The organism is Streptomyces sp. NRRL F-5122 (assembly GCF_001507435.1).
GTDB classification, from domain to species: Bacteria; Actinomycetota; Actinomycetes; order Streptomycetales; family Streptomycetaceae; genus Streptomyces; species Streptomyces lannensis.
Window position 1 is genome coordinate 191,574 of record NZ_LMWH01000290.1, and the last position, 20,741, is coordinate 212,314.

Sequence of the window (20,741 nt, forward strand, 5' to 3'; positions counted from 1 at the left end):
CGGCTCGGCTCACCGGGCCGCGGTCGCCTCGCCGCCGGCGGTCAGCCGGCCAGGCAGGAAGGGCCGAGCAGAACCTTCAGATCCCCGTAGAGCGCCGGATCCGGCTTGACCCGGTGCCGGTCCAGGCGCAGGACGGTCGTCTTGCGCGGGCCCTGGAGCTTGATGCGGACCTCGCTGTCGCCCTTGTGCTGGCTGAGGATCTCACCGAGCCGGCTCACCATGGGAGGGGTCACCCGGGTCGCCGGGATGGTGAGCACCACGGGCGCGTTGGTGCCCGCGTTCGACAGGTCGGGGACCATCAGCTCCATCGCGACCAGCCGGGGCACGTCCTCGCGCTTGTCGAGGCGGCCCTTGACGAACACGACGGCGTCCTCGACGAGTTGGGTCGACACAAGTTGGTAGGTCGCCGGGAAGAACATGCACTCGATGGAGCCCGCGAGGTCCTCGACCGTCGCGATCGCCCACGCGTTGCCCTGCTTGGTCATCTTGCGCTGCAGGCCGGAGATGATGCCGCCGATGGTCACGACCGCACCGTCAGCGTGCTCACCTCCGGTGAGCTGGGCGATGCCCGCGTCGGCCTTGTCGGAGAGCACGTGCTCCAGGCCGAAGAGCGGGTGGTCGGAGACGTACAGACCGAGCATCTCCCGCTCCTGGGCGAGGAGATAGGTCTTGTCCCACTCCTCGTCCGTGAACGCGACGTCGAGGCCGAAGCCGGGCTCGTCGCTCTGCTCCTCACCGAGACCGCCGAAGAGGTCGAACTGCCCCTCGGCCTCCTTGCGCTTGACCGCGACCACGTTGTCGATCATCGGCTCGTACTGCGCGGTGAGCCCCTTGCGGGTGTGCCCCATCGTGTCGAAGGCGCCCGCCTTGATCAGCGATTCCGTGGTGCGCTTGTTGCACACCACCGCCTCGACCTTGTCCAGGTAGTCCGGGAAGGTGGCGTACTTCCCCTTGGCCTTGCGGCACTTGATGATCGACTCGACGACGTTCGTACCGACGTTGCGCACGGCGGAGAGGCCGAAGAGGATCACGTCGTCGCCCTGGGCGGCGAAGTTCGACTCCGACTCGTTCACATTGGGCGGGAGCACCTTGATGCCCATGCGACGGCACTCGTTCAGATAGACGGCCGACTTGTCCTTGTCGTCCTTGACCGAGGTGAGGAGCCCGGCCATGTACTCGGCGGGGTAGTTCGCCTTCAGATAGGCGGTCCAGTACGACACGAGGCCGTACGCGGCCGAGTGGGCCTTGTTGAACGCGTAGCCGGCGAAGGGGACCAGTACGTCCCACAGGGCCTGGATGGCCTCGTCGCTGTAGCCGTTCTTGCGCGCGCCGGTCTGGAAGATGGTGAAGTTCTTCGCCAGTTCCTCCGGTTTCTTCTTGCCCATCACGCGGCGGAGGATGTCGGCCTCGCCGAGCGAGTAGCCCGCGATGATCTGGGCGGCCTTCTGCACCTGCTCCTGGTAGACGATCAGGCCGTAGGTGACGTCCAGAACCTCCTTGAGCGGCTCCTCGAGCTCCGGGTGGATCGGCGTGATCTCCTGCTGGCCGTTCTTGCGCAGGGCGTAGTTGGTGTGCGAGTTCATGCCCATCGGGCCCGGGCGGTACAGGGCCGAGACGGCGGAGATGTCCTCGAAGTTGTCCGGCTTCATCAGACGCAGCAGGGAGCGCATGGGCCCGCCGTCGAACTGGAAGACACCGAGGGTGTCACCGCGCTGGAGCAGATCGAAGGTCTTGGGATCGTCCAGCGGGAGGCTCAGCAGGTCGATGTCCGCGCCCTTGTTGGACTTCACCATCTTGACGGCGTCGTCCATGATCGTCAGGTTGCGCAGACCGAGGAAGTCCATCTTCAGCAGGCCGAGCGACTCGCAGCTCGGGTAGTCCCACTGGGTGATGGTCACGCCGTCGGTGTGCCGCACCCAGACGGGCACATGCTCGGTGATGGTCTCGCTGGACATGATCACACCGGCCGCGTGCACACCCATCTGCCGCACCAGGCCCTCGACGCCCTTGGCGGTGTCGATGACCTTCTTCACGTCCGGCTCGTTCTCGTACATCCCGCGGACCTCGCCCGCCTCCGAGTACCGGGGGTGGCTGGAGTCGGTGATGCCGGACAGCGGGATGCCCTTGCCGAGGACGTCGGCCGGCATGGCCTTGGTGATGCGGTCGCCCATCGCGTACGGGTAGCCCAGCACGCGCGCGGAGTCCTTGATCGCGTTCTTGGCCTTGATGGTGCCGTACGTGCCGATCATGGCGACCTTGTCGGCGCCGTACTTCTCCGTCACGTACCTGATCACCTCGACGCGCCTGCGCTCGTCGAAGTCGATGTCGACGTCGGGCATCGAGATGCGCTCGGGGTTGAGGAACCGCTCGAAGATCAGGCCGTGCGGGATCGGGTCCAGGTCGGTGATGCCCATGGCGTAGGCGACGATCGAACCGGCCGCGGAACCACGGCCGGGACCCACCGCGATGCCGTTGTTCTTGGCCCACATGATGAAGTCGGCGACGACGAGGAAGTAGCCCGGGAAGCCCATCGAGATGATGACGTCCATCTCGTAGTCGGCCTGCTTCTGGCGGTCCTCGGGGATGCCGCCGGGGAAGCGGCGCTCCATGCCGCGGCGGACCTCCTCCTTGAACCAGGTGACCTCGGTGTAGCCCTCGGGGATGTCGAACTTGGGCATGAGGTCACGCTTCTCGAACATGCCCGTCGTGTCGACCATCTCGGCGACGAGGAGCGTGTTGGCGCAGCCCTCCTGCCAGGCGTCCGAGGAGTCGACGGCGTACATCTCGTCGGTGGACTTCAGGTAGTAGCCGGTGCCGTCGAACTTGAAGCGGTCCGGGTCGGAGAGGTTCTTGCCCGTCTGGATGCACAGCAGGGCGTCGTGCGCTCCCGCCTCGTGGGCGTACGTGTAGTGCGAGTCGTTGGTGACCAGCGGCGGGATGCCGAGCTTCCTGCCGATCTCCAGCAGGCCGTCGCGGACCCGGCGCTCGATCTCGATGCCGTGGTCCATGAGCTCCAGAAAGTACTTGTCCTTGCCGAAGATGTCCTGGTACTCGGCGGCGGCCTTCAGCGCCTCGTCGAAGTGGCCGAGGCGCAGCCGGGTCTGCACCTCGCCCGAGGGGCAGCCGGTGGAGGCGACGATCCCCTCGGACCACTGGGAGATCGTCTCCTTGTCCATACGCGGCCACTTCTGCAGCCAGCCCTCGGCGTACGCGTCCGAGGACAGGCGGAAGATGTTGTGCAGGCCGGTCCTGTTCACCGCCCACATCGTCTTGTGGGTGTAACCGCCGGAACCGGAGACGTCGTCTCTCTTCTGGTGCGGCTGGCCCCATTGGATCTTGCGCTTGTTGCGCCGGGACTCGGGCGCGACGTACGCCTCGATGCCGATGATCGGGGTGATCCCGGCCTTCTTCGCGGAGTGGAAGAAGTCGTACGCCCCGTGGAGGTTGCCGTGATCCGACATGGCGATGTGCGTCATGCCCATCTCGTTGCACGCGTTGAACATGTCCTTCAGCCGCGCGGCACCGTCCAGCAGCGAGTACTGGGTGTGGACGTGCAGGTGCGTGAACGGCGGCTTCGACACGGCTTCGGCCTCCAAGGAGAACGGACGTCAACGGGGGTCCGACAGGCTGCGGACAGTCTGGGGGACAGCGTCGAAGTCTATGCCTCGGCACTGACACCCGACGGCCTTCCACGCGTACCTTCATCCGGGGGACACGGACCACGCACCCGCACCTTCGCGCGGCGGGCACCGGCCGTGCGCCCGTATCTTCATGCGACGGACACGGGCCTGACCGCCCGTGTCCTCGTGCGAGGGTCACGGGCACTCCCGCGTACCGTCGTCCGTTGGAAGGGGACGGACGCCCCGTCCCACACGTCACGCACCACCTGCACCTGGAGGCACCCAGCGATGTCGGTCCCGCAGCTCAGCGCCGAGCAACGCGGCGAGGAGATCCTCGCCGTCTTCGACACCGCCTTCGGCGAGCTGCTCGCCGCCGACCCGGCCGCGTTCCGCGTGAAGTTCCGCAAGATGGCGGCTTCCGCGTTCGCGTTCTACCGGGGCACGGCGTGCCTCTTCTACCACGACCTCGACTCCGAGAAGCGCGGCGGCCCGTACCTGGACGACCGCACCTCCCGGGTGTGGATCCACGGCGATCTGCACGGCGAGAACTTCGGCACGTACATGGACTCCACGGGCCGCCTGATCTTCAACGTGAACGACTTCGACGAGGCCTACGTCGGCCCCTTCACCTGGGACCTGAAGCGCTTCGCGGCCTCCATGGCGCTGATCGGGTACGCGAAGGCCCTCAGCGACGAGCAGATCACCGAGCTGGTGACGATCTACGCCGCGGCCTACCGCGAGCGCATCCACGCCCTCGCGACCGGCGCCAAGCGGGACGAGGTGCCGCCCTTCACGCTGGACACCGCGCAGGGCCCGCTCCTGGACGCGCTGCGCGACGCCCGCTCGCTGACCCGCTTCGGACTGCTGGACTCGATGACGGAGATCCGCGAGTTCGAGCGGCGGTTCGCGCCCGGCGGTGGCTCCATCGAGCTGGACGCCGCCACCCGCTACAAGGTGCTCGCCGCCTTCGACGGCTATCTGGAGACGCTGCCGGAGTCGTCCCTGGCGCGCCCGGACTCCTACCGCGTCAAGGACGTGGTCGGCCGCCGCGGCATCGGCATCGGCTCCGCGGGCCTGCCGTCCTACAACATCCTTCTCGAGGGCAACAGCGACGCCCTGGAGAACGACGTGGTGATCTACATCAAGCAGGCCCAGACCCCGGCCGTCTCCCGTCACATCAGCGACCCGGCGATCCGCGACTACTTCCAGCACGAGGGCCACCGCACGGTGATCTCCCAACGGGCCCTGCAGGCGCACGCCGACCCGTGGCTGGGCTGGACCGAGCTGGACGGCTCGGGCCAGCTGGTCGCCGAGGTGTCGCCGTACGCCGTGGACCTGGACTGGGGCGACATCGACGACCCGGAGGAGATCGCTGCGGTCGTCGCCGACTTGGGCCGCGCCACGGCGGCCATGCACGCGGCGGCGGACGACCAGTCCGGCGAGTCCCTGGTGCCCTTCTCCACGGAGCGGGCCATCGACGCCGCGATCGCCGCCGACGAGCCGGGCTTCCCGGAACTGCTGACCGACTTCGCCCACGAGTACGGGGCACGCGCGCGTACCGACCACCAGATCTTCGTGGACCTGTTCCGCAACGGCCGGATCCCCGGCCTGCGGCCCTCCTAGCCGAAAGGGCGCACAACGCTCCCGTAACACCTGGCCCCCCTTTAAGGGCCCCTTACGGGAGCGCATGCGACACTCTCACCGCTATGGACATATCCGGGACCCAGCTCAGAGCCGTGCGCGCGGCGCTGTTCACGGCCGTGGTCGTGACGCTCAGCACCGCGTCGCACGTGCTGCTGTCCGAGGTCCCGCTGCCGATGGGGACGGTCGCCGCGATCGCCGGCGCCGTCTTCGTCGTGGCCTACGCGCTGGCGGGCCGCGAGCGCGGCTTCGGGAAGATCGCGGCCCTGCTGGTGCCCCTGGAGCTCACCGCGGACACGGTGTTCACCGCGGGCCAGCACGCCTGCTACGGCAGGGCGGGCGGCCCGGTCACCGGTCCACTGCGCTCGGTCGGCCTGGACGTACTGTGCAGCGGCGGCACCGTGGGCACACCGCTGACCCGGGTCACCGGCACCGGCACCGACCGGGTCGCGGCGCTGCTCGCGCAGGCGGATCCGGCCACCGCCTGGCTGCTGCTCGCCGCGCATGTCGGTGTGGGGCTCCTCGCGGCCGCCTGGCTGCGCAGGGGCGAGCGGGCGCTGGCCGACCTGCTGCGCGCCGCGGCCGCCACCACCTTCCGGCCGCTGCTGGTCGCCGTCGCCGCGGTCTCGGTGCGGCTCTCCCCCCGCACGCCGGGCCCCGCGCCCCGCCCACCGCGCCGTCACCACGCGTACCCGCCTGTTCGTGCACTCCCTGGGACGGCGGGGTCCCCCGCGCTCGGTCGCCTTCGCCTGAACCACCCGAGCACCGGAAGACCCCCACCCATCCCGCGCACCGCACGTGCGCACATCCCCATGGAGAGCACCCGATGAGCAAGCGCAACGCCCAGGAGGCGAAGACGGCGGCCCGTGAGCGGCTGCGTCAGGAGCGCGAGCGCCAGGCCAAACGCGACAAGGCGAAGCGTCAGGTCATCGTCGCCGCCTCGGTCGTCGCGGTCCTGGCCGCCGCCGGCGGCATAGGTTACGCCGTCGTCCAGAACAACAAGCCCGGCTACTGGGAGGCGGCCAAGGACGACAAGCTCGTCAAGCCGGCCAACACCAGCGGCACCAACGGCACGACCGTCGTCATCGGCAAGAGCACCGCCCCGAAGACCCTCGAGATGTACGAGGACCCGCGCTGCCCGATCTGCGCCCAGTTCGAGCAGACCGTCGGCGCGACCGTGAAGAAGGACGTCGACGACGGCAAGTTCAAGATCCAGTACTTCGGCGCCTCGTTCATCGACAACAACTCCCAGGGCGAGGGTTCCAAGAACGCCCTGAGCGCCATGGGCGCCGCACTGAACGTGAGCCCCGAGGCCTTCCTCGAGTACAAGACGGCGCTCTACTCCAAGCAGTGGCACCCCGACGAGACCGACGACAAGTTCAAGGACGACAGCTACCTGATCAAGGTCGCTGACACCGTGTCCGCCCTCAAGGGCAATGCCGCCTTCCAGAAGGCCGTGAAGGACGGCACCTACGACAAGTGGGCGCTGGACATGTCCGACGTCTTCAACAAGAGCGGTGTGCAGGGCACTCCGACCCTGAAGATGGACGGCAAGACGATCACCGGCTCCGACGGCCAGAACGCGCCCATGACCGTGGCGGAGTTCACCACGGCGATCGACAAGGCGACCCAGGGCTGACCCCCGGCCCCGGCGGTCCGGCCCCGGGGTCCGGAGGACAAAGAGCGGGCGAACTTTCCATGTTCGCCCGCTCTTTATGCGTACCGGTCAGTAATCTGATCGGCCGTGACCAGTCGATACAGATCATCCGAGAGTGGCAATTCCCTCTCCCCGCGCCGCCGTACGGTCGTCAAGGCCGCTGCCGCCACCGCCGTCCTGGGTGTTCCGATCGCCGCCGCCCTCCCGGCCCGTGCCGCCACCGACGCGCCCGCCTTCCTGCACGGCGTGGCCTCGGGCGACCCGCTGCCGGACGGCGTTCTGCTGTGGACCCGGGTGACGCCCACCGCCGAGGCACTGCCCGGATCCGGGACCGGCCCGGACACCGAGGTCGGCTGGGTCATCGCCAGGGACAAGGCGCTGACCGACATCGTCGCCAAGGGGTCCGTCACCGCCACCGCCGCCTCCGACCACACGGTCAAGGCCGACGTTCGCGGTCTCGCGCCCGCCACGGACTACTGGTTCCGCTTCTCCGCCGGCGACACCGACTCCCCCGTCGCCCGCACCCGCACGGCCCCGGCCGCGGGCGCCACGGTGCCCGGACTGCGTTTCGGCGTGGTCTCCTGCGCCAACTGGGAGGCCGGCTACTTCTCGGCGTACCGCCACCTGGCCGCCCGCGGCGACCTGGACGCGTGGCTGCACCTGGGCGACTACATCTACGAGTACAAGAGCGGTGAGTACGGGACCCGCGGCACGGTCGTCCGCCCGCACTCCCCGGCCCACGAGATCATCACGCTCGCCGACTACCGTGTCCGGCACGCCCGTTACAAGACCGACCCCGACCTCCAGGCCCTGCACCACAAGGCGCCGGTCATCGCGATCTGGGACGACCACGAGTTCGCCGACAACGCCTGGTCGGGCGGCGCGGTCAACCACGCCGAGGGTGCCGAGGGCACCTGGACCTCCCGCAAGGCGGCCGCCAAGCAGGCGTACTTCGAGTGGATGCCGGTCCGCCCGGCGGTCGAGGGCACCACCTACCGCCGGCTGCGCTTCGGCAGGCTCGCCGACCTCTCGCTGCTCGACCTGCGCTCCTTCCGCTCGCAGCAGGCGTCCACGGCGAGCGGTTCGGTCGACGACCCGAACCGCACCATCACGGGACGCGCGCAGCTCGACTGGCTGAAGGCGGGCCTGAAGTCCTCGGACACCACCTGGCGGCTGGTCGGCAACTCGGTGATGATCTCGCCCTTCGCCGTCGGCTCGCTCACCGCCGACCTGCTCAAGCCGCTGGCGAAGCTGCTGGGCCTGCCGCAGGAGGGCATCGCCCTCAACACCGACCAGTGGGACGGCTACACGGACGACCGCCGGGAACTCCTCGCCCACCTGCGGGACAACGCCATCCGCAACACGGTCTTCCTGACCGGCGACATCCACATGGCGTGGGCCAACGACATACCCGTCGACGCCGGTACGTATCCGCTGTCCCCCTCGGCCGGCACCGAGTTCGTGGTCACATCGGTCACCTCCGACAACCTCGACGACATCGTCAAGGTCCCCGAGGGCACCGTCTCCGCGCTGGCCTCACCGGTCATCCGCGCGGCCAACCGGCACGTCCAGTGGGTGGACACCGATCGCCACGGTTACGGAGTCCTGGACATCACCGCCGAGCGGGCGCAGATGGACTACTACGTCCTGTCCGACCGCACCAACCCGAACGCCACCTCCTCGTGGGCGCGTTCGTACCGCACCCGCAGCGGCACGCAGAAGGTGGAGCGCACCTACGACCCGGTGTGATCCTCGCCCCGCGCGATGTGATCCAGGCAGGCAAGTCCGCTCACAGGCTGTCGAGGAAGCCGAGCGCCACCCGCCAGGTGGCCTCGGCCGCCTCCTCGTCCCAGTCCGGCAGACCGGGGTCGGTGTAGAGGTGGCCGGCGCCCGCGTAACGGTAGATCTCCACGTCGGCTCCCGCTCTGCCCATCTGCAGGTACCAGGCGCTCAGCCAGTCGTCCGTCTCGAACGGGTCGGGCTCCGCGACGTGCAGCTGGACCGGCAGGTCGTCCACCGAGGCGGTCGGCGCGATGTCCGAGGTGCCGTGCAGCAGCAGAAGCCCACGGGCCTTGCTGTCGCCGAGAGCCAGGGTCTGCGCGGTGGCGGCGCCCAGTGAGAACCCCGCGTACACGAGCTCTCGCTCCGAGTACGGCGCAGCGGCCAGGACGGCTCGCTTGAGCAGCTCCTCCTTGCCGATCTCGTCCTTGAACGCCATGCCCTCCTCGACCGTCTCGAAGGTGCGGCCGTCGAACAAGTCGGGGGTCCACACCTCGTGCCCGGCGGCGCGGAGCCGGTCGGCGGCGGCCCGGACGGCCGGCCGCAGTCCGTACGTCGAGTGGAAGAGCATGATGTTCATGAGTCCATCGTGCCAGCCGTTACGGACCGTGCCGTGGCCGGCGTGTTCCGGGGTGGATCCGGGTCACATGTTCATCATGGCTTCGTGCGGTTACGTTCGAAGGCATGGAGAACGTACTGCGCCCGGTGATCGTCGTCGGCGGCACGGTCGTGCTCACACTGCTCATCGGGTGGGGCACGGACATCCTGCTGCGCAAGGCGAACGGCCGGCACCCCGAGACGCCCCTGTGGGGCCTGCTCCGTCGCGGCCGCATCCCCTACCAGCTCGTCCTGTGCGCCGCCCTGCTGAGAGGTTCCTACGACGAGGCGAAACTCCTCGAGGAGCATCGGGTCGGGGTCGGCCGGACCCTGACGCTGGTGCTGATCGGTGCGGCCGCGTGGCTGGTGATTCGGATCGCCGCCGCGATCGTCGAGACCTCGTACACCCGCTACGCCCGCGCCCACCACGATGCGGCCCGGGTCCGCCGTGTGCGCACCCAGGTGTCGCTGATCATGCGGGTGGTGGCGGCCGTGGTCGGCGTGATGGCGGTCTCCGCCATGCTGCTGACGTTCCCCGCGATGCGCGCGGCCGGCGCCTCGCTGCTGGCGTCGGCCGGCATCCTCGGCATCGTCGCCGGTGTCGCCGCGCAGTCCACGCTCGCCAACCTCTTCGCCGGTCTGCAGATCGCGTTCGGCGACATGGTGCGGCTCGGCGACACGGTCGTGGTGGACGGCGAGTGGGGCACGGTCGACGAGATCACGCTCACCTTCCTCACGGTGCGGACGTGGGACGAGCGCCGGATCACCATGCCGGTGTCGTACTTCACCTCGAAACCGTTCGAGAACTGGTCGCGCGGCAGCCCGCAGATGACGGGCATCGTCTACTTCCACGTCGACCACGCCGCGCCCGTGGAGGCGATGCGCGAAAGGCTCCGCGACATCCTGCGCGAGTGCCCGGCCTGGGACGGCCGCGCCCTCGGTCTCCAGGTCACCGACACGACGCCCAACACCATGCAGGTACGGGCGCTGGTGACGGCGAAGGACCCGGACGACATCTGGACGGTCCGGGTCACGGTCCGCGAACAGATGATCCGCTGGCTGACGGAAGAGCACCCCTACGCACTGCCGCGGGTCAACACGGCGGACGCGGTGCCCCCGCCCGGCGCGAACGGCCACAGGTCGCCCGAAGCGGCCCGCAGGGCGTACGAGTCGCGGACGAGCCGGGGCTGAGGCGCCGGGCCGTCAGTGCCCCCGTTCGGCACCGCCGTTGACCTGGATCACCTGTGCGGTGATGTGTCCCGCTCCGTGGGACGCCAGCCAGTGCAGGGTCTCGGCGATGTCGCCGGGCGTCCCGGCGCGGCCGGTCGACGTCTCCGCGATGAGTCGTTCGCGCCGCGCCGGGTTCATCGCGTCGCCGAAGAACCCGGTGTCCTCGACATAGCCGGGCGCGACCACGTTCACCGTGATCCCGCGCGGTCCCAGTTCGCGGGCCAGATCGAAGGCGTACGGGTGCAGCGCCGCCTTGGACCCGGCGTACGCCCCGCTGCCTGAGCCCCGGTAGGCGGCGATGGAGCTGAGGAACAGCACGCGCCCGCCGGGCGAGGCGAGCCGCTCGCGCAGGGCCTCCGTGAGCAGGGTCGCGGTCAGCACGTTCAGCCGGAAGTTGACGGTCCAGGTGTGCGCCACGGCGTCGAGCACGTCCTCGGAGCCGGCCGCGGGCTCCAGATTGCCCGCTCCGCCCGCGCTGTTGACGAGGACGTCCACGGTGCCGAGCTCGTCGGCCACGAAGCGGGCGACCCCGCGCACCGCGCCGGGGTCGCTCAGGTCGGCCGCGTAGGTGAGCGCGCCGGGCACCTCGGCCTTCTCCAGCACCTCCGCACGCCGGCCGAGGAGCAGCACCCGATCCCCGTCCGACGCGAACGCCCGCGCCGCCGCCAGCCCGATCCCCGTGCCGCCACCACTGATCACCACATTGCGCGCCATGATCCGATCGTACAAAGCCGGGCATCCGCGGGACGGTTGTTTCCCCCGGGCACCCGGGACGCGTCGCCGGCCCGGCGCGGCGGTCAGCGCAGGCTGCGCACGTCCAGGTGGCGCAGCACCCGGTCGACGACCTCCGGGTCCGACCCCGGTTCGCTGCGGGCCGCCAGCACCTCGTGCCGGGCCGCGCTGAGCATCTCACCCTGGATCCTGCGCAGCCGTTTCAGCCGCTTGGCACGCTGCTGGTGCGCCTCGCGCCGCTCCTCGTCCGCGAGTTCGGGGCTGATGCGCACCCCGATGTCGGAGGCCCGCCGCAGCAGTTGCTCGGACAGTTCCTCCGGGAGCTCCTCGACGTCCTCGATCTCCTTGAGCCTCCGCTTCGCCGCCTTGGCCGCGCGGACCGCAAGCACCCTCTCGAACTCCTTCTCCTTCACCGTGTCGGCCCGCACCCCCAGCCTCCGCACCAGCCACGGCAGCGTCAGCCCCTGGAGCACCAGCGTCGCCATGATCACTCCGAAGGCGATGAACACGATCTCGTCCCGGTCGGGGAAGCGCGACCCGTCGTCCATCGTCAGGGGAATGGCGAGGGCCAGCGCCACCGAGGCCACGCCGCGCATCCCCGCCCACCACATCACGACGGTCTCCCGCCAGGACATGGGGATGTCCTCGTCGTAGTCCCGCATCGCGTGCATCCGCTTGGTGAGCCAGGTCGCGGGCAGCAGATACACGAGCCGTACGACCACCACGACGCCGACGATCGCCGCGGCCCAGACGAGCATCCGGTCCCACCGCCCGGACGCCGTCCGGATCGCCTGGTGCAGCTCCAGCCCGATCAACCCGAACGCGATCCCGGTGACCAGGGTGTCGACCACCTCCCAGAACGTGTGCCCGGCCAGGCGCATCAGCACGTCGTCCGGGTCCCGGGCCTCGGCGAGGAACAGCGCGGTCACGAGCACGGCCAGGACACCGGAGCCATGCAGCTCCTCGGCCAGGACGTAGGCCGCATACGGCACCAGAAGCGTCAGGCCGACCTGGAGGGTGGCGTCGTTGAGCAGGTCCAGCAGCTTGCTGGCGGCCCAGCCGAGCACCAGGCCGACGACCAGGGCGACGATCGCGGAGAGCACCAGTTCCAGCGCGGCGTCCGGGAACGAGAACGTTCCGCTGACGGCGGCGGCGATCGCGACGTGGTAGAGCACGATCGCCGTCACGTCGTTGAAGAGGCCCTCCCCCTCCAGGATCGAGACCAGCCTGCGGGGCAGTCCGAGCTGCCCCGCCACGGCGGTGGCCGCGACCGGGTCGGGCGGCGCCACCAGCGCACCGAGGGCGACCGCGGCGGCGATCGGCAGCCCCGGCACGATCGCGTGGGCCACCGCTGCGACGCACACCGTGGTCACGAACACCAGGGCCACGGCCAGCAGGAAGATCGGCCGCTTGTTGGCCGCGAACTGGCGCCAGGAGGTCCGGCGCGCCGCGGCGTACAGCAGCGGCGGCAGCAGTGCGGGCAGGATGAGCTCGGGCGGGATGTTGACGTTCGGCACGAAGTCCAGCAGTGCCAGCACGATCCCGAGCAGCGTCATCAGCACCGGAGCGGGTACTCCCAGCCGGTCCCCGACCGGGACGCTCACCACGGCCCCGAGCAGCAGCAGGAGCATCAGGGCCAGTTGATCCACGGTGAGCGCTCCGGCGGTTCGACGTTCACACGGCAGACCCCAAGCCTGCCATGTCGACCTCCCGCGGGGCTCTTCGGCGCTCCCCGTCTACAGCGGGCGCCGCATCGACCGGTGCGGTATCCCGGCGTCCGGGAACTCGGGCCCGTACGCCTCGTAACCGAGCCGCTCGTAGAACCCCAGCGCATGCGTCTGCGCGTGCAGGTCCACCGCCGTCAGGCCACGCGCGCATGCCGCGTCCTCGATCGCCCGGACCAGCGCCGCACCGACGCCGAGGCCGCGCGCCTCCCGGGTCACGGCGAGCCGGCCGAGGGACCCCACGGACGGGTCACCGCCGTTCTTCGCCGCGGCCGCCTCCCCGAACAGCAGGCGCCCGGTGCCGAGCGGCATGCCGTCGTCACGCACGGCCAGCACATGGACCGCGTCGGCGTCGTGGACGTCGTACTCGATGTCCTCGGGAACGCCCTGCTCCCTCACGAAGACCTCCTTGCGGACCGTGAAGCACGCCTCACGGTCGGCGGGGTCCTCGGCTGTCCGCACCACGTACGCCGCGGTCATGCCCAGCTCTCCTCACGTACCTTGTCCAGCGCCTTCTGGAGGTCGGCGGGGTAGGCGCTCGCGAACTCCACCCACGCCCCGTCCCCCGGATGCTCGAAGCCCAGGCGCACGGCGTGCAGCCACTGACGGGTCAGTCCGAGCCGCTTGGCGATCGTCGGGTCCGCGCCGTAGGTCAGGTCGCCGACACACGGGTGCCGGTGGGCGGCCATGTGGACGCGGATCTGGTGGGTGCGCCCGGTCTCCAGCTTGACGTCGAGCAGGGAGGCCGAGCGGAAGGCCTCGATCAGGTCGTAGTGAGTCACGGACGGCTTGCCCTCGGCCGTGACCGCCCACTTGTAGTCGTGCGTGGGGTGGCGTCCGATGGGCGCGTCGATGGTTCCGCTGGTGGGGTCGGGATGGCCCTGGACGAGCGTGTGGTAGCGCTTGTCGACCGTGCGCTCCTTGAACTGGCGCTTGAGCGACGTGTACGCGTGCTCCGACTTGGCCACGACCATCAGGCCCGAGGTGCCCACGTCGAGCCGGTGCACGATGCCCTGGCGCTCGGCGGCACCCGAGGTCGAGATGCGGTACCCGGCGGCGGCCAGACCGCCGATCACGGTCGGGCCCGACCAGCCTGGGGACGGATGCGCGGCCACGCCGATCGGCTTCACGATCACGACCACGTCCTCGTCGTCGTGCACGATGTCCATGCCCTCGACGGGTTCCGCCACCACCTGCACCGGCGCGGGCGCCTGGGGCATCTCCACCTCGAGCCAGGCCCCGCCGCTCACCCGCTCGGACTTGCCGACCACCGCGCCGTCGACCTGGACCTTGCCGGCGGCGGCCAGCTCCGCCGCCTTCGTACGCGAGAAGCCGAACATCCGGGAGATGGCGGCGTCGACGCGCTCGCCCTCCAGGCCGTCGGGTACGGGCAGGGTGCGGATCTCGGGAAGCGTGCTCACCCGTCGAGTATGCCGGACGGGTCGGACAGCCCCGTACGAGAGCCTCGGACGCTCAGTCCTTGTGGACCGTTCCGTCCGGATCGAGGCCGCGGAAGGAGAGCAGCACGATCAGGATGCCGCCGCACACGATCGACGAGTCGGCAAGATTGAAGACGGCGAAGTGCTTGGGCGCGATGAAGTCGACGACTGCGCCCTCGAAGACGCCCGGCGAGCGGAAGATCCGGTCGGTGAGGTTGCCCAGGGCGCCGCCGAGCAGCAGGCCGAGCGCGACCGCCCACGGCAGGCTGTAGAGCTTGCGTGCGAGGCGGGCGATCACCACGATCACGGCGGCCGCGATCACGGTGAAGATGATGGTGAATGCCTCGCCGAATCCGAAGGCGGCGCCCGGATTGCGGATGGCCTCGAGCTTCAGCCAGTCGCCGATGACCTCGATCGGCGCGTGGTGCTCCAGCTTCGCGACCACGACCAGCTTGCTGACCAGGTCGAGGGCGTAGGCGAAGGCGGCGACCCCGAAGAGGACCGCGATGCGGCGCCTGCCCTTCGGGCGGTCGGCGACGCCGGACCCCGCCTCGTTCGCGCCGGAGCCGTCCGCCTGGGCCCGTTCCTCGGACTGCTCCGGCCCGGCCCCCGACGCGTCTGGGATGTCCGGCGTACCGATGATGCGCTCCGCCTCTGCCACGTCAGTCCCTCAACCTAGGTGCCCTCACTGAGGACGAGAGTACGGCACCACCCGGCCCCACCAGGCGTTGAGGAGAGGATCACTACCGGCGTTCCTGCTTCTGCTTGCACTCCACGCACAGCGTGGCCCGTGGAAAGGCCTGCATACGGGCTTTGCCGATGGGGTTCCCGCAGCTCTCGCACAGTCCGTAGGTGCCGGCGTCGAGACGGTCCAGGGCCCTTTCGGTCTGCTCGAGCATCTCGCGCGCGTTGGCGGCGAGCGCCAGCTCGTGCTCGCGTGTGATGTTCTTCGTGCCGGTGTCCGCCTGGTCGTCGCCGGCGCCGTCCCCGGAGTCGCGCATCAGCCCCACCACCGCCTGCTCGGACGCGTCGATCTCACCGCGCAGCCGCATCGCCTCGGACTGGAGCTCCGCGCGTGCCTCCGCCACCTCCTCGGGAGTCCATGGGTCCTCACCGGCGCGCACCGCCAGTTCGCCGGGCTCCAACGCGGCGAACCTCGCCTTGGGGACCGCGGTGGGGTTCGTCGCCGCTGTGGCCGTGCCAGGAGTCTTCTTCGCAACCACCGTCGTGGCTCCCGTCTGCTTGGCGACCTTTCCCGCGGCCGCCTTCTTGGCCGTGCTCTTCTTGGCCGCGCTCTTGGTGGGGGTGCTCTTCGTGGTGCCGCCCTTACCGGCGGCGCTCTTCGAGGCCGTGGCCTTGGCCGTCTTCCCGGCGACGGCCTTCTTGGCGACGGCTTTCTTGGCCGGCGCCTTCTTGCCCGGTGCCTTCTTGGCGACGGGCTTCTTCGACGAAGCCCCTTCGGCGACGGCGCTCGCCGCCGCCCTCTCGGCGACGGGCTTCTTCGCCGCTGTCGCCTTCTTCACCACGGTGCTGGTCACCGCTGCCTCCTTGGCGCCGGACTTCTTCGCTGCCGACTTCTTCGCGGTGGTGGCGGTCACCGCTCTCTTCCTGTCGGCCGCCGACTTCTTCCCCTCAGGTCCCTCGGGACCGCCTTCCTCCTCTCCTCGGCTCTTCCTTACGGCCGCTTTCCTCGGCGCCACCGGGTTCCCGGCGGCACCGGCCCGGACCTGCTTCCCGGAGGCCGGCTCCTTGCCCGCGGGCCTCCTCCCGGCGGCCGGTTTCGTGCCTGCCGTTCCGGAAGCAGACTTCCCACCGGCCGTCCCGGCAGTCGACGGCTTCGCGGTCGCCTTCTTCGCAGCCGTGCCGCGGGGGGCGCCCGCGGCGGCGGCCTTTCCCGAAGCCGCCCTCCGGGCGGCCGGCCTGCCGGCGGCCGTCCGGGTTCCGGAGGTGCCAGCGTTCTCAGCGCTCCGGACATTCCCGACATTCCCGACGGGCGACTTCCTGGTCCCGGACTTCACCGACACCTTCCCCGCCCCACCTGTCGAGGCGGAGGCGGCCGCCTGTACAGCAGGTGCCCGTCCGACCCCGGGCTTCCGGCCCGCCCGCGCCCGACCGGCGGAGGCCTTCGCGCGGCCTCCCCGCGGGCCCGCCGCGGCTTCGCGGTTCGCGGCCGCCCGCTGCCGGGCGGCCCTCTCCGCGGCACCCGCGGGCTCCCTGCCGACCCCGGCGACACCGCCCACGGTTGCCCCTAGCCTGCGGACCAGTCCGGCCGTCCGGCTCAGCGCCGCGTGGGCGCTGTTCCTCCCGCGCACGTCAGGGGCCGCCGACACGCCGGAGCCTGCCGCACCGGCGGTTCTGCCGGTCGGCGACTGCTGTACGGCGGTCTTCTTCGCCACCATGGCCGCGGCCCCTTCACATATTGTGATCTTGCGCGCGAATCGTGCTGGGACGATAAATCGACTTCTGGTCCGCGGCAACGGGGCACGCCACCGAAATCGCCCGCCGCACGCGAGCCGCACGGCGAGCCTGCATCCGTTGTGCCCAGCTCTCCGCTGCGTAATCCGCCGCGCCCGGCGTCCCGGGATCCGGACAGCGGGGGTCGCGCCATTCGGGTCACCTGCGGGCCCGTCCCGCGCCCTGCCTCCGAGGGAGCAAAACCGGTCGGCCGACGTCGGTGCGGCGCCGTACACTGGGCGGAGCGAAAAGCGTGGATGGGGACGAGTAGCGCCGTACGCAGCCAGGAGCGACCCGGGGACGGTGGAAGCCCGGGGGCGAGCGCGACGTGAAGATCACCCCGGAGCCGCCGGAAGAAAGCCTCGGACAGGGGTCCCGCCCCAGGTCGAAGGCCGCTAGAACCGGCATCGCGACCCCAATGAGGGGGTCCACCGGTGCATGCACGCACCGGAGGGCCAAGGAGGGTGGTACCGCGGGAGCGCGCCGCACACGGCGTTCGGGGAAGGCAGACGATTCCCGGCTCTCGTCCCTCCGACGGAAGGCAGCACGTCCGCCGGAGGAAGATCGATGACGCAGTACCGCCAGGTGCCCGCCCAGGTCGACCTGCCCGCGCTCGAGCACGCGGTGCTCGACTTCTGGCGCGAGCAGAAGATCTTTGCCAAGAGCCTGGAGCAGTCCGAGGGCCGCCCCGAGTGGGTGTTCTACGAAGGCCCGCCCACCGCCAACGGCATGCCCGGCGCCCACCACATCGAGGCCCGCGTCTTCAAGGACGTCTTCCCTCGCTTCCGCACGATGCGCGGCTACCACGTGGCCCGCAAGGCCGGCTGGGACTGCCACGGCCTCCCGGTGGAGCTGGCGGTGGAGAAGGAGCTCGGCTTCAGCGGCAAGAAGGACATCGAGGCGTACGGCATCGCCGAGTTCAACGCCAGGTGCCGCGCGTCCGTCCTCCGGCACACCGACGCCTTCTCCGAGCTGACCACCCGCATGGGCTACTGGGTCGACCTCGACGAGGCCTACGTCACGATGGAGCCTGAGTACATCGAGTCCGTCTGGTGGTCGCTGAAGGAGATCTTCAACAAGGGCCTGCTGGTCCAGGACCACCGCGTCGCCCCCTGGTGCCCCCGCTGCGGCACGGGCCTGTCGGACCACGAGCTTGCGCAGGGCTACGAGACGGTCGTGGACCCGTCGGTCTACGTCCGCTTCCCGCTCACGTCCGGTCCGCTGGCCGGCGAGGCCTCGCTCGTGGTGTGGACGACGACGCCGTGGACGCTCGTCTCCAACACCGCGGTCGCCGCCCACCCCGACGTCACCTACGTCGTCGCGACCGACGGCGAGGAGAAGCTCGTCGTCGCCGAACCGCTCCTCGGCAAGGCGCTCGGCGAGGGCTGGGAGTCAACGGGCCGTTCCTTCACCGGCGCCGAGATGGAGCGCTGGACGTACCAACGGCCCTTCGAGCTGGTGGAGTTCCCGCAGACCCCGGGCGGCACCCACTACGTGGTGAACGCCACCTACGTCACCACCGAGGACGGCACGGGTCTGGTCCATCAGTCCCCCGCCTTCGGTGAGGACGACCTCAAGGTCTGCCGCGCGTACGGCCTGCCCGTGGTCAACCCGGTGCGCCCCGACGGCACCTTCGAAGAGGACGTCCCGCTGGTCGGCGGCGTCTTCTTCAAGAAGGCGGACGAGCGGCTCACCGAGGACCTCCAGCAGCGCGGCCTGCTCTTCAAGCACATCCCGTACGAGCACAGCTACCCGCACTGCTGGCGCTGCCACACCGCGCTGCTGTACTACGCGCAGCCGTCCTGGTACATCCGCACCACGGCCGTCAAGGACCGCCTTCTCGAGGAGAACGAGAAGACCAACTGGTTCCCGGAGACGGTCAAGCACGGCCGGTACGGCGACTGGCTGACCAACAACATCGACTGGGCGCTGTCCCGCAACCGCTACTGGGGCACGCCGCTGCCCATCTGGCGGTGCGAGGAAGACCATCTCACCGTCGTGGGCTCCCGTGCCGAGCTCGGCGAGCTGACCGGCACCGACCAGTCGGCACTCGACCCCCACCGCCCGTTCATCGACGAGGTGACCTTCGGCTGCCCCCAGTGCGGCGGGACGGCCACGCGTGTGCCCGAGGTGATCGACGCCTGGTACGACTCCGGCTCGATGCCGTTCGCGCAGTGGGGCTACCCGTACAAGAACAAGGAACTGTTCGAGTCCCGCTACCCGGCGCAGTTCATCTCTGAGGCCATCGACCAGACCCGCGGCTGGTTCTACACGCTGATGGCGATCGGCACGCTGGTCTTCGACAAGTCGTCGTACGAGAACGTCGTGTGCCTGGGCCACATCCTCGCCGAGGACGGCCGCAAGATGTCCAAGCACCTCGGCAACATCCTCCAGCCGATCCCGCTGATGGACCAGCACGGCGCGGACGCGGTGCGCTGGTTCATGGCCGCGGGCGGCTCCCCTTGGGCGGCCCGGCGCGTCGGCCACGGCACGATCCAGGAGGTCGTCCGCAAGACGCTGCTGACCTACTGGAACACCGTCGCGTTCCAGGCCCTGTACGCCCGCACCTCGGGCTGGGCCCCGAGCGAGGCGGACCCGGCCCCGGCCGACCGCCCGGTGCTGGACCGCTGGCTGCTGTCCGAGCTGCACGCGCTCACCGACCAGGTGACCGGGGCGCTGGAGTCGTACGACACCCAGCGCGCGGGCAAACTCCTGTCGGCCTTCGTCGACGACCTGTCGAACTGGTACGTCCGCCGCTCGCGCCGGCGCTTCTGGCAGGGCGACAAGGCGGCGCTGCGCACGCTGCACGAGGTCCTCGAGACGGTCACCAAGCTGATGGCGCCGATCACCCCGTTCATCACCGAGCGGGTCTGGCAGGACCTGGTCGTGCCGGTGACCCCCGGCGCCCCCGAGTCCGTGCACCTGGCCTCGTGGCCGCAGGCGGACCTGGCCGCGATCGACCCGGAGCTGTCCCGGCAGATGGTGCTGGTGCGCCGTCTCGTGGAGCTCGGCCGCGCGACGCGCGCGGAGTCGGGCGTCAAGACGCGCCAGCCGCTGTCCCGTGCGCTGATCGCGGCGGCCGGCTTCGAGACCTTGGACCCGGAGCTGCACTCGCAGATCACGGAGGAGCTGAACGTCGAGGCGCTCGCCTCTCTCGCCGAGGTCGGCGGCTCGCTCGTCGACACGACGGCGAAGGCGAACTTCCGCGCCCTCGGCAAGCGTTTCGGCAAGCGCGTGCAGGAGGTGGCGAAGGCCGTCGCGAACGCGGACGCGGCGGCGCTGTCCCTGGCCCTGCGGGAAGGCACGGCGTCGGTGGAGGTCGACGGGGAGACGGTCACACTCGCCCCCGACGAGGTGATCATCACGGAGACCCCGCGCGAGGGCTGGTCAGTGGCGTCCGACTCCGGCGCTACGGTCGCCCTGGATCTGGAGATCACCGAGGAGCTGCGCCAGGCGGGTCTCGCCCGTGACGCGATCCGGCTGATCCAGGAGGCCCGCAAGAACAGCGGCCTGGACGTCGCCGACCGCATCGCGCTCCGGTGGACCGCGACCGAGCCGGCGGTCATCGCGGCCCTGAGCCGGCACTCGGACCTGATCGCCGAGGAGGTGCTCGCCACGGACTTCGCCCAGGGCGAGGCGGATGACAGCTACGGCGCGCCGTTCGCGGACGAAGGCCTCGCCCTGACGTTCCGCCTGCGCAAGGCGTAGGACACATACGAAGGCCCGCGCCTGCCGGAAAAATCATGGCGGGCCCGGGCCTTCGGCGTGGTGTGCGTACGCACAACCGCTCCCACGCCCGAACGCAGGCCGCAGTGCCCCCGAACGCGCGTAGCACAAGGGCGGGGCTCCGGATGAATCCGGAGCCCCG

13 protein-coding genes and 1 pseudogene are annotated in these 20,741 nt (G+C 70.2%); 6 read left to right on the top strand and 8 right to left on the bottom strand.

Annotated features, from left to right (window positions below):
- Window positions 1-41 precede the first annotated feature (41 nt).
- Window positions 42-3,581, bottom strand: a complete 3,540-nt coding sequence (gene dnaE / locus ADL25_RS42025; RefSeq protein ID WP_059133298.1) for a DNA polymerase III subunit alpha — start codon at window positions 3,579-3,581, stop codon at window positions 42-44.
- 327 nt (window positions 3,582-3,908) lie between these two features.
- On the opposite strand from dnaE, the gene ADL25_RS42030 reads away from it, so the two are divergent.
- The 4 genes and pseudogenes from ADL25_RS42030 to ADL25_RS42045 all read left to right on the top strand — a co-directional run bounded on the left by ADL25_RS42030 (window position 3,909) and on the right by ADL25_RS42045 (window position 8,667).
- Window positions 3,909-5,243, top strand: a complete 1,335-nt coding sequence (locus tag ADL25_RS42030; protein WP_059133208.1) for a DUF2252 domain-containing protein — start codon at window positions 3,909-3,911, stop codon at window positions 5,241-5,243.
- Window positions 5,244-5,326: 83 nt separating this feature from the next.
- Window positions 5,327-6,014, top strand: a pseudogene (locus ADL25_RS42035) (hypothetical protein).
- 73 nt (window positions 6,015-6,087) lie between these two features.
- The gene (locus ADL25_RS42040; RefSeq protein WP_059133209.1) at window positions 6,088-6,900 is read left to right on the top strand and encodes a DsbA family protein; all 813 of its coding nucleotides are present in this window, start codon (window positions 6,088-6,090) and stop codon (window positions 6,898-6,900) included.
- 105 nt (window positions 6,901-7,005) lie between these two features.
- Window positions 7,006-8,667: an alkaline phosphatase D family protein gene (locus tag ADL25_RS42045; RefSeq protein ID WP_059133210.1), complete on the top strand. Its 1,662-nt coding sequence runs from the start codon at window positions 7,006-7,008 to the stop codon at window positions 8,665-8,667.
- Window positions 8,668-8,707: 40 nt separating this feature from the next.
- Here ADL25_RS42045 and ADL25_RS42050 read toward each other — a convergent pair whose 3' ends face one another.
- A complete protein-coding gene (locus tag ADL25_RS42050; RefSeq protein WP_059133211.1) occupies window positions 8,708-9,277 on the bottom strand; it encodes a dienelactone hydrolase family protein in 570 nt (189 codons plus the stop codon).
- Between the two features lie 104 nt (window positions 9,278-9,381).
- Here ADL25_RS42050 and ADL25_RS42055 point away from each other — a divergent pair, with 104 nt between their 5' ends.
- Complete coding sequence (locus tag ADL25_RS42055) at window positions 9,382-10,485, top strand: mechanosensitive ion channel family protein (protein WP_059133212.1); 1,104 nt, start codon at window positions 9,382-9,384, stop codon at window positions 10,483-10,485.
- Window positions 10,486-10,497: 12 nt separating this feature from the next.
- On the opposite strand, the gene ADL25_RS42060 is transcribed toward ADL25_RS42055, so the two are convergent.
- From ADL25_RS42060 to ADL25_RS47445, 6 genes are all read right to left on the bottom strand, one after another.
- Window positions 10,498-11,238, bottom strand: a complete 741-nt coding sequence (locus ADL25_RS42060) for an SDR family NAD(P)-dependent oxidoreductase (RefSeq protein WP_059133213.1) — start codon at window positions 11,236-11,238, stop codon at window positions 10,498-10,500.
- A gap of 83 nt (window positions 11,239-11,321) precedes the next feature.
- The gene (locus ADL25_RS42065) at window positions 11,322-12,905 is read right to left on the bottom strand and encodes a Na+/H+ antiporter (protein ID WP_059133214.1); all 1,584 of its coding nucleotides are present in this window, start codon (window positions 12,903-12,905) and stop codon (window positions 11,322-11,324) included.
- Window positions 12,906-12,992: 87 nt separating this feature from the next.
- Window positions 12,993-13,460 carry a GNAT family N-acetyltransferase gene (locus tag ADL25_RS42070; RefSeq protein WP_059133215.1) on the bottom strand — a complete coding sequence of 156 codons (468 nt, stop codon included), beginning with the start codon at window positions 13,458-13,460 and terminating at the stop codon, window positions 12,993-12,995.
- Window positions 13,457-14,401 carry an RluA family pseudouridine synthase gene (locus tag ADL25_RS42075; protein WP_059133216.1) on the bottom strand — a complete coding sequence of 315 codons (945 nt, stop codon included), beginning with the start codon at window positions 14,399-14,401 and terminating at the stop codon, window positions 13,457-13,459. Before ADL25_RS42075 ends, ADL25_RS42070 begins: the two co-directional genes overlap by 4 nt.
- 52 nt (window positions 14,402-14,453) lie before the next feature.
- Window positions 14,454-15,080, bottom strand: a complete 627-nt coding sequence (lspA, locus tag ADL25_RS42080) for a signal peptidase II (protein WP_059133217.1) — start codon at window positions 15,078-15,080, stop codon at window positions 14,454-14,456.
- Between the two features lie 82 nt (window positions 15,081-15,162).
- Window positions 15,163-16,017: a TraR/DksA family transcriptional regulator gene (locus ADL25_RS47445; protein ID WP_308119795.1), complete on the bottom strand. Its 855-nt coding sequence runs from the start codon at window positions 16,015-16,017 to the stop codon at window positions 15,163-15,165.
- A 1,423-nt stretch (window positions 16,018-17,440) separates the two neighbouring features.
- Between ADL25_RS47445 and ileS the strand changes: the two genes are divergently transcribed.
- Window positions 17,441-20,581: an isoleucine--tRNA ligase gene (gene ileS / locus ADL25_RS42090; protein WP_059133218.1), complete on the top strand. Its 3,141-nt coding sequence runs from the start codon at window positions 17,441-17,443 to the stop codon at window positions 20,579-20,581.
- Window positions 20,582-20,741: the final 160 nt, after the last annotated feature.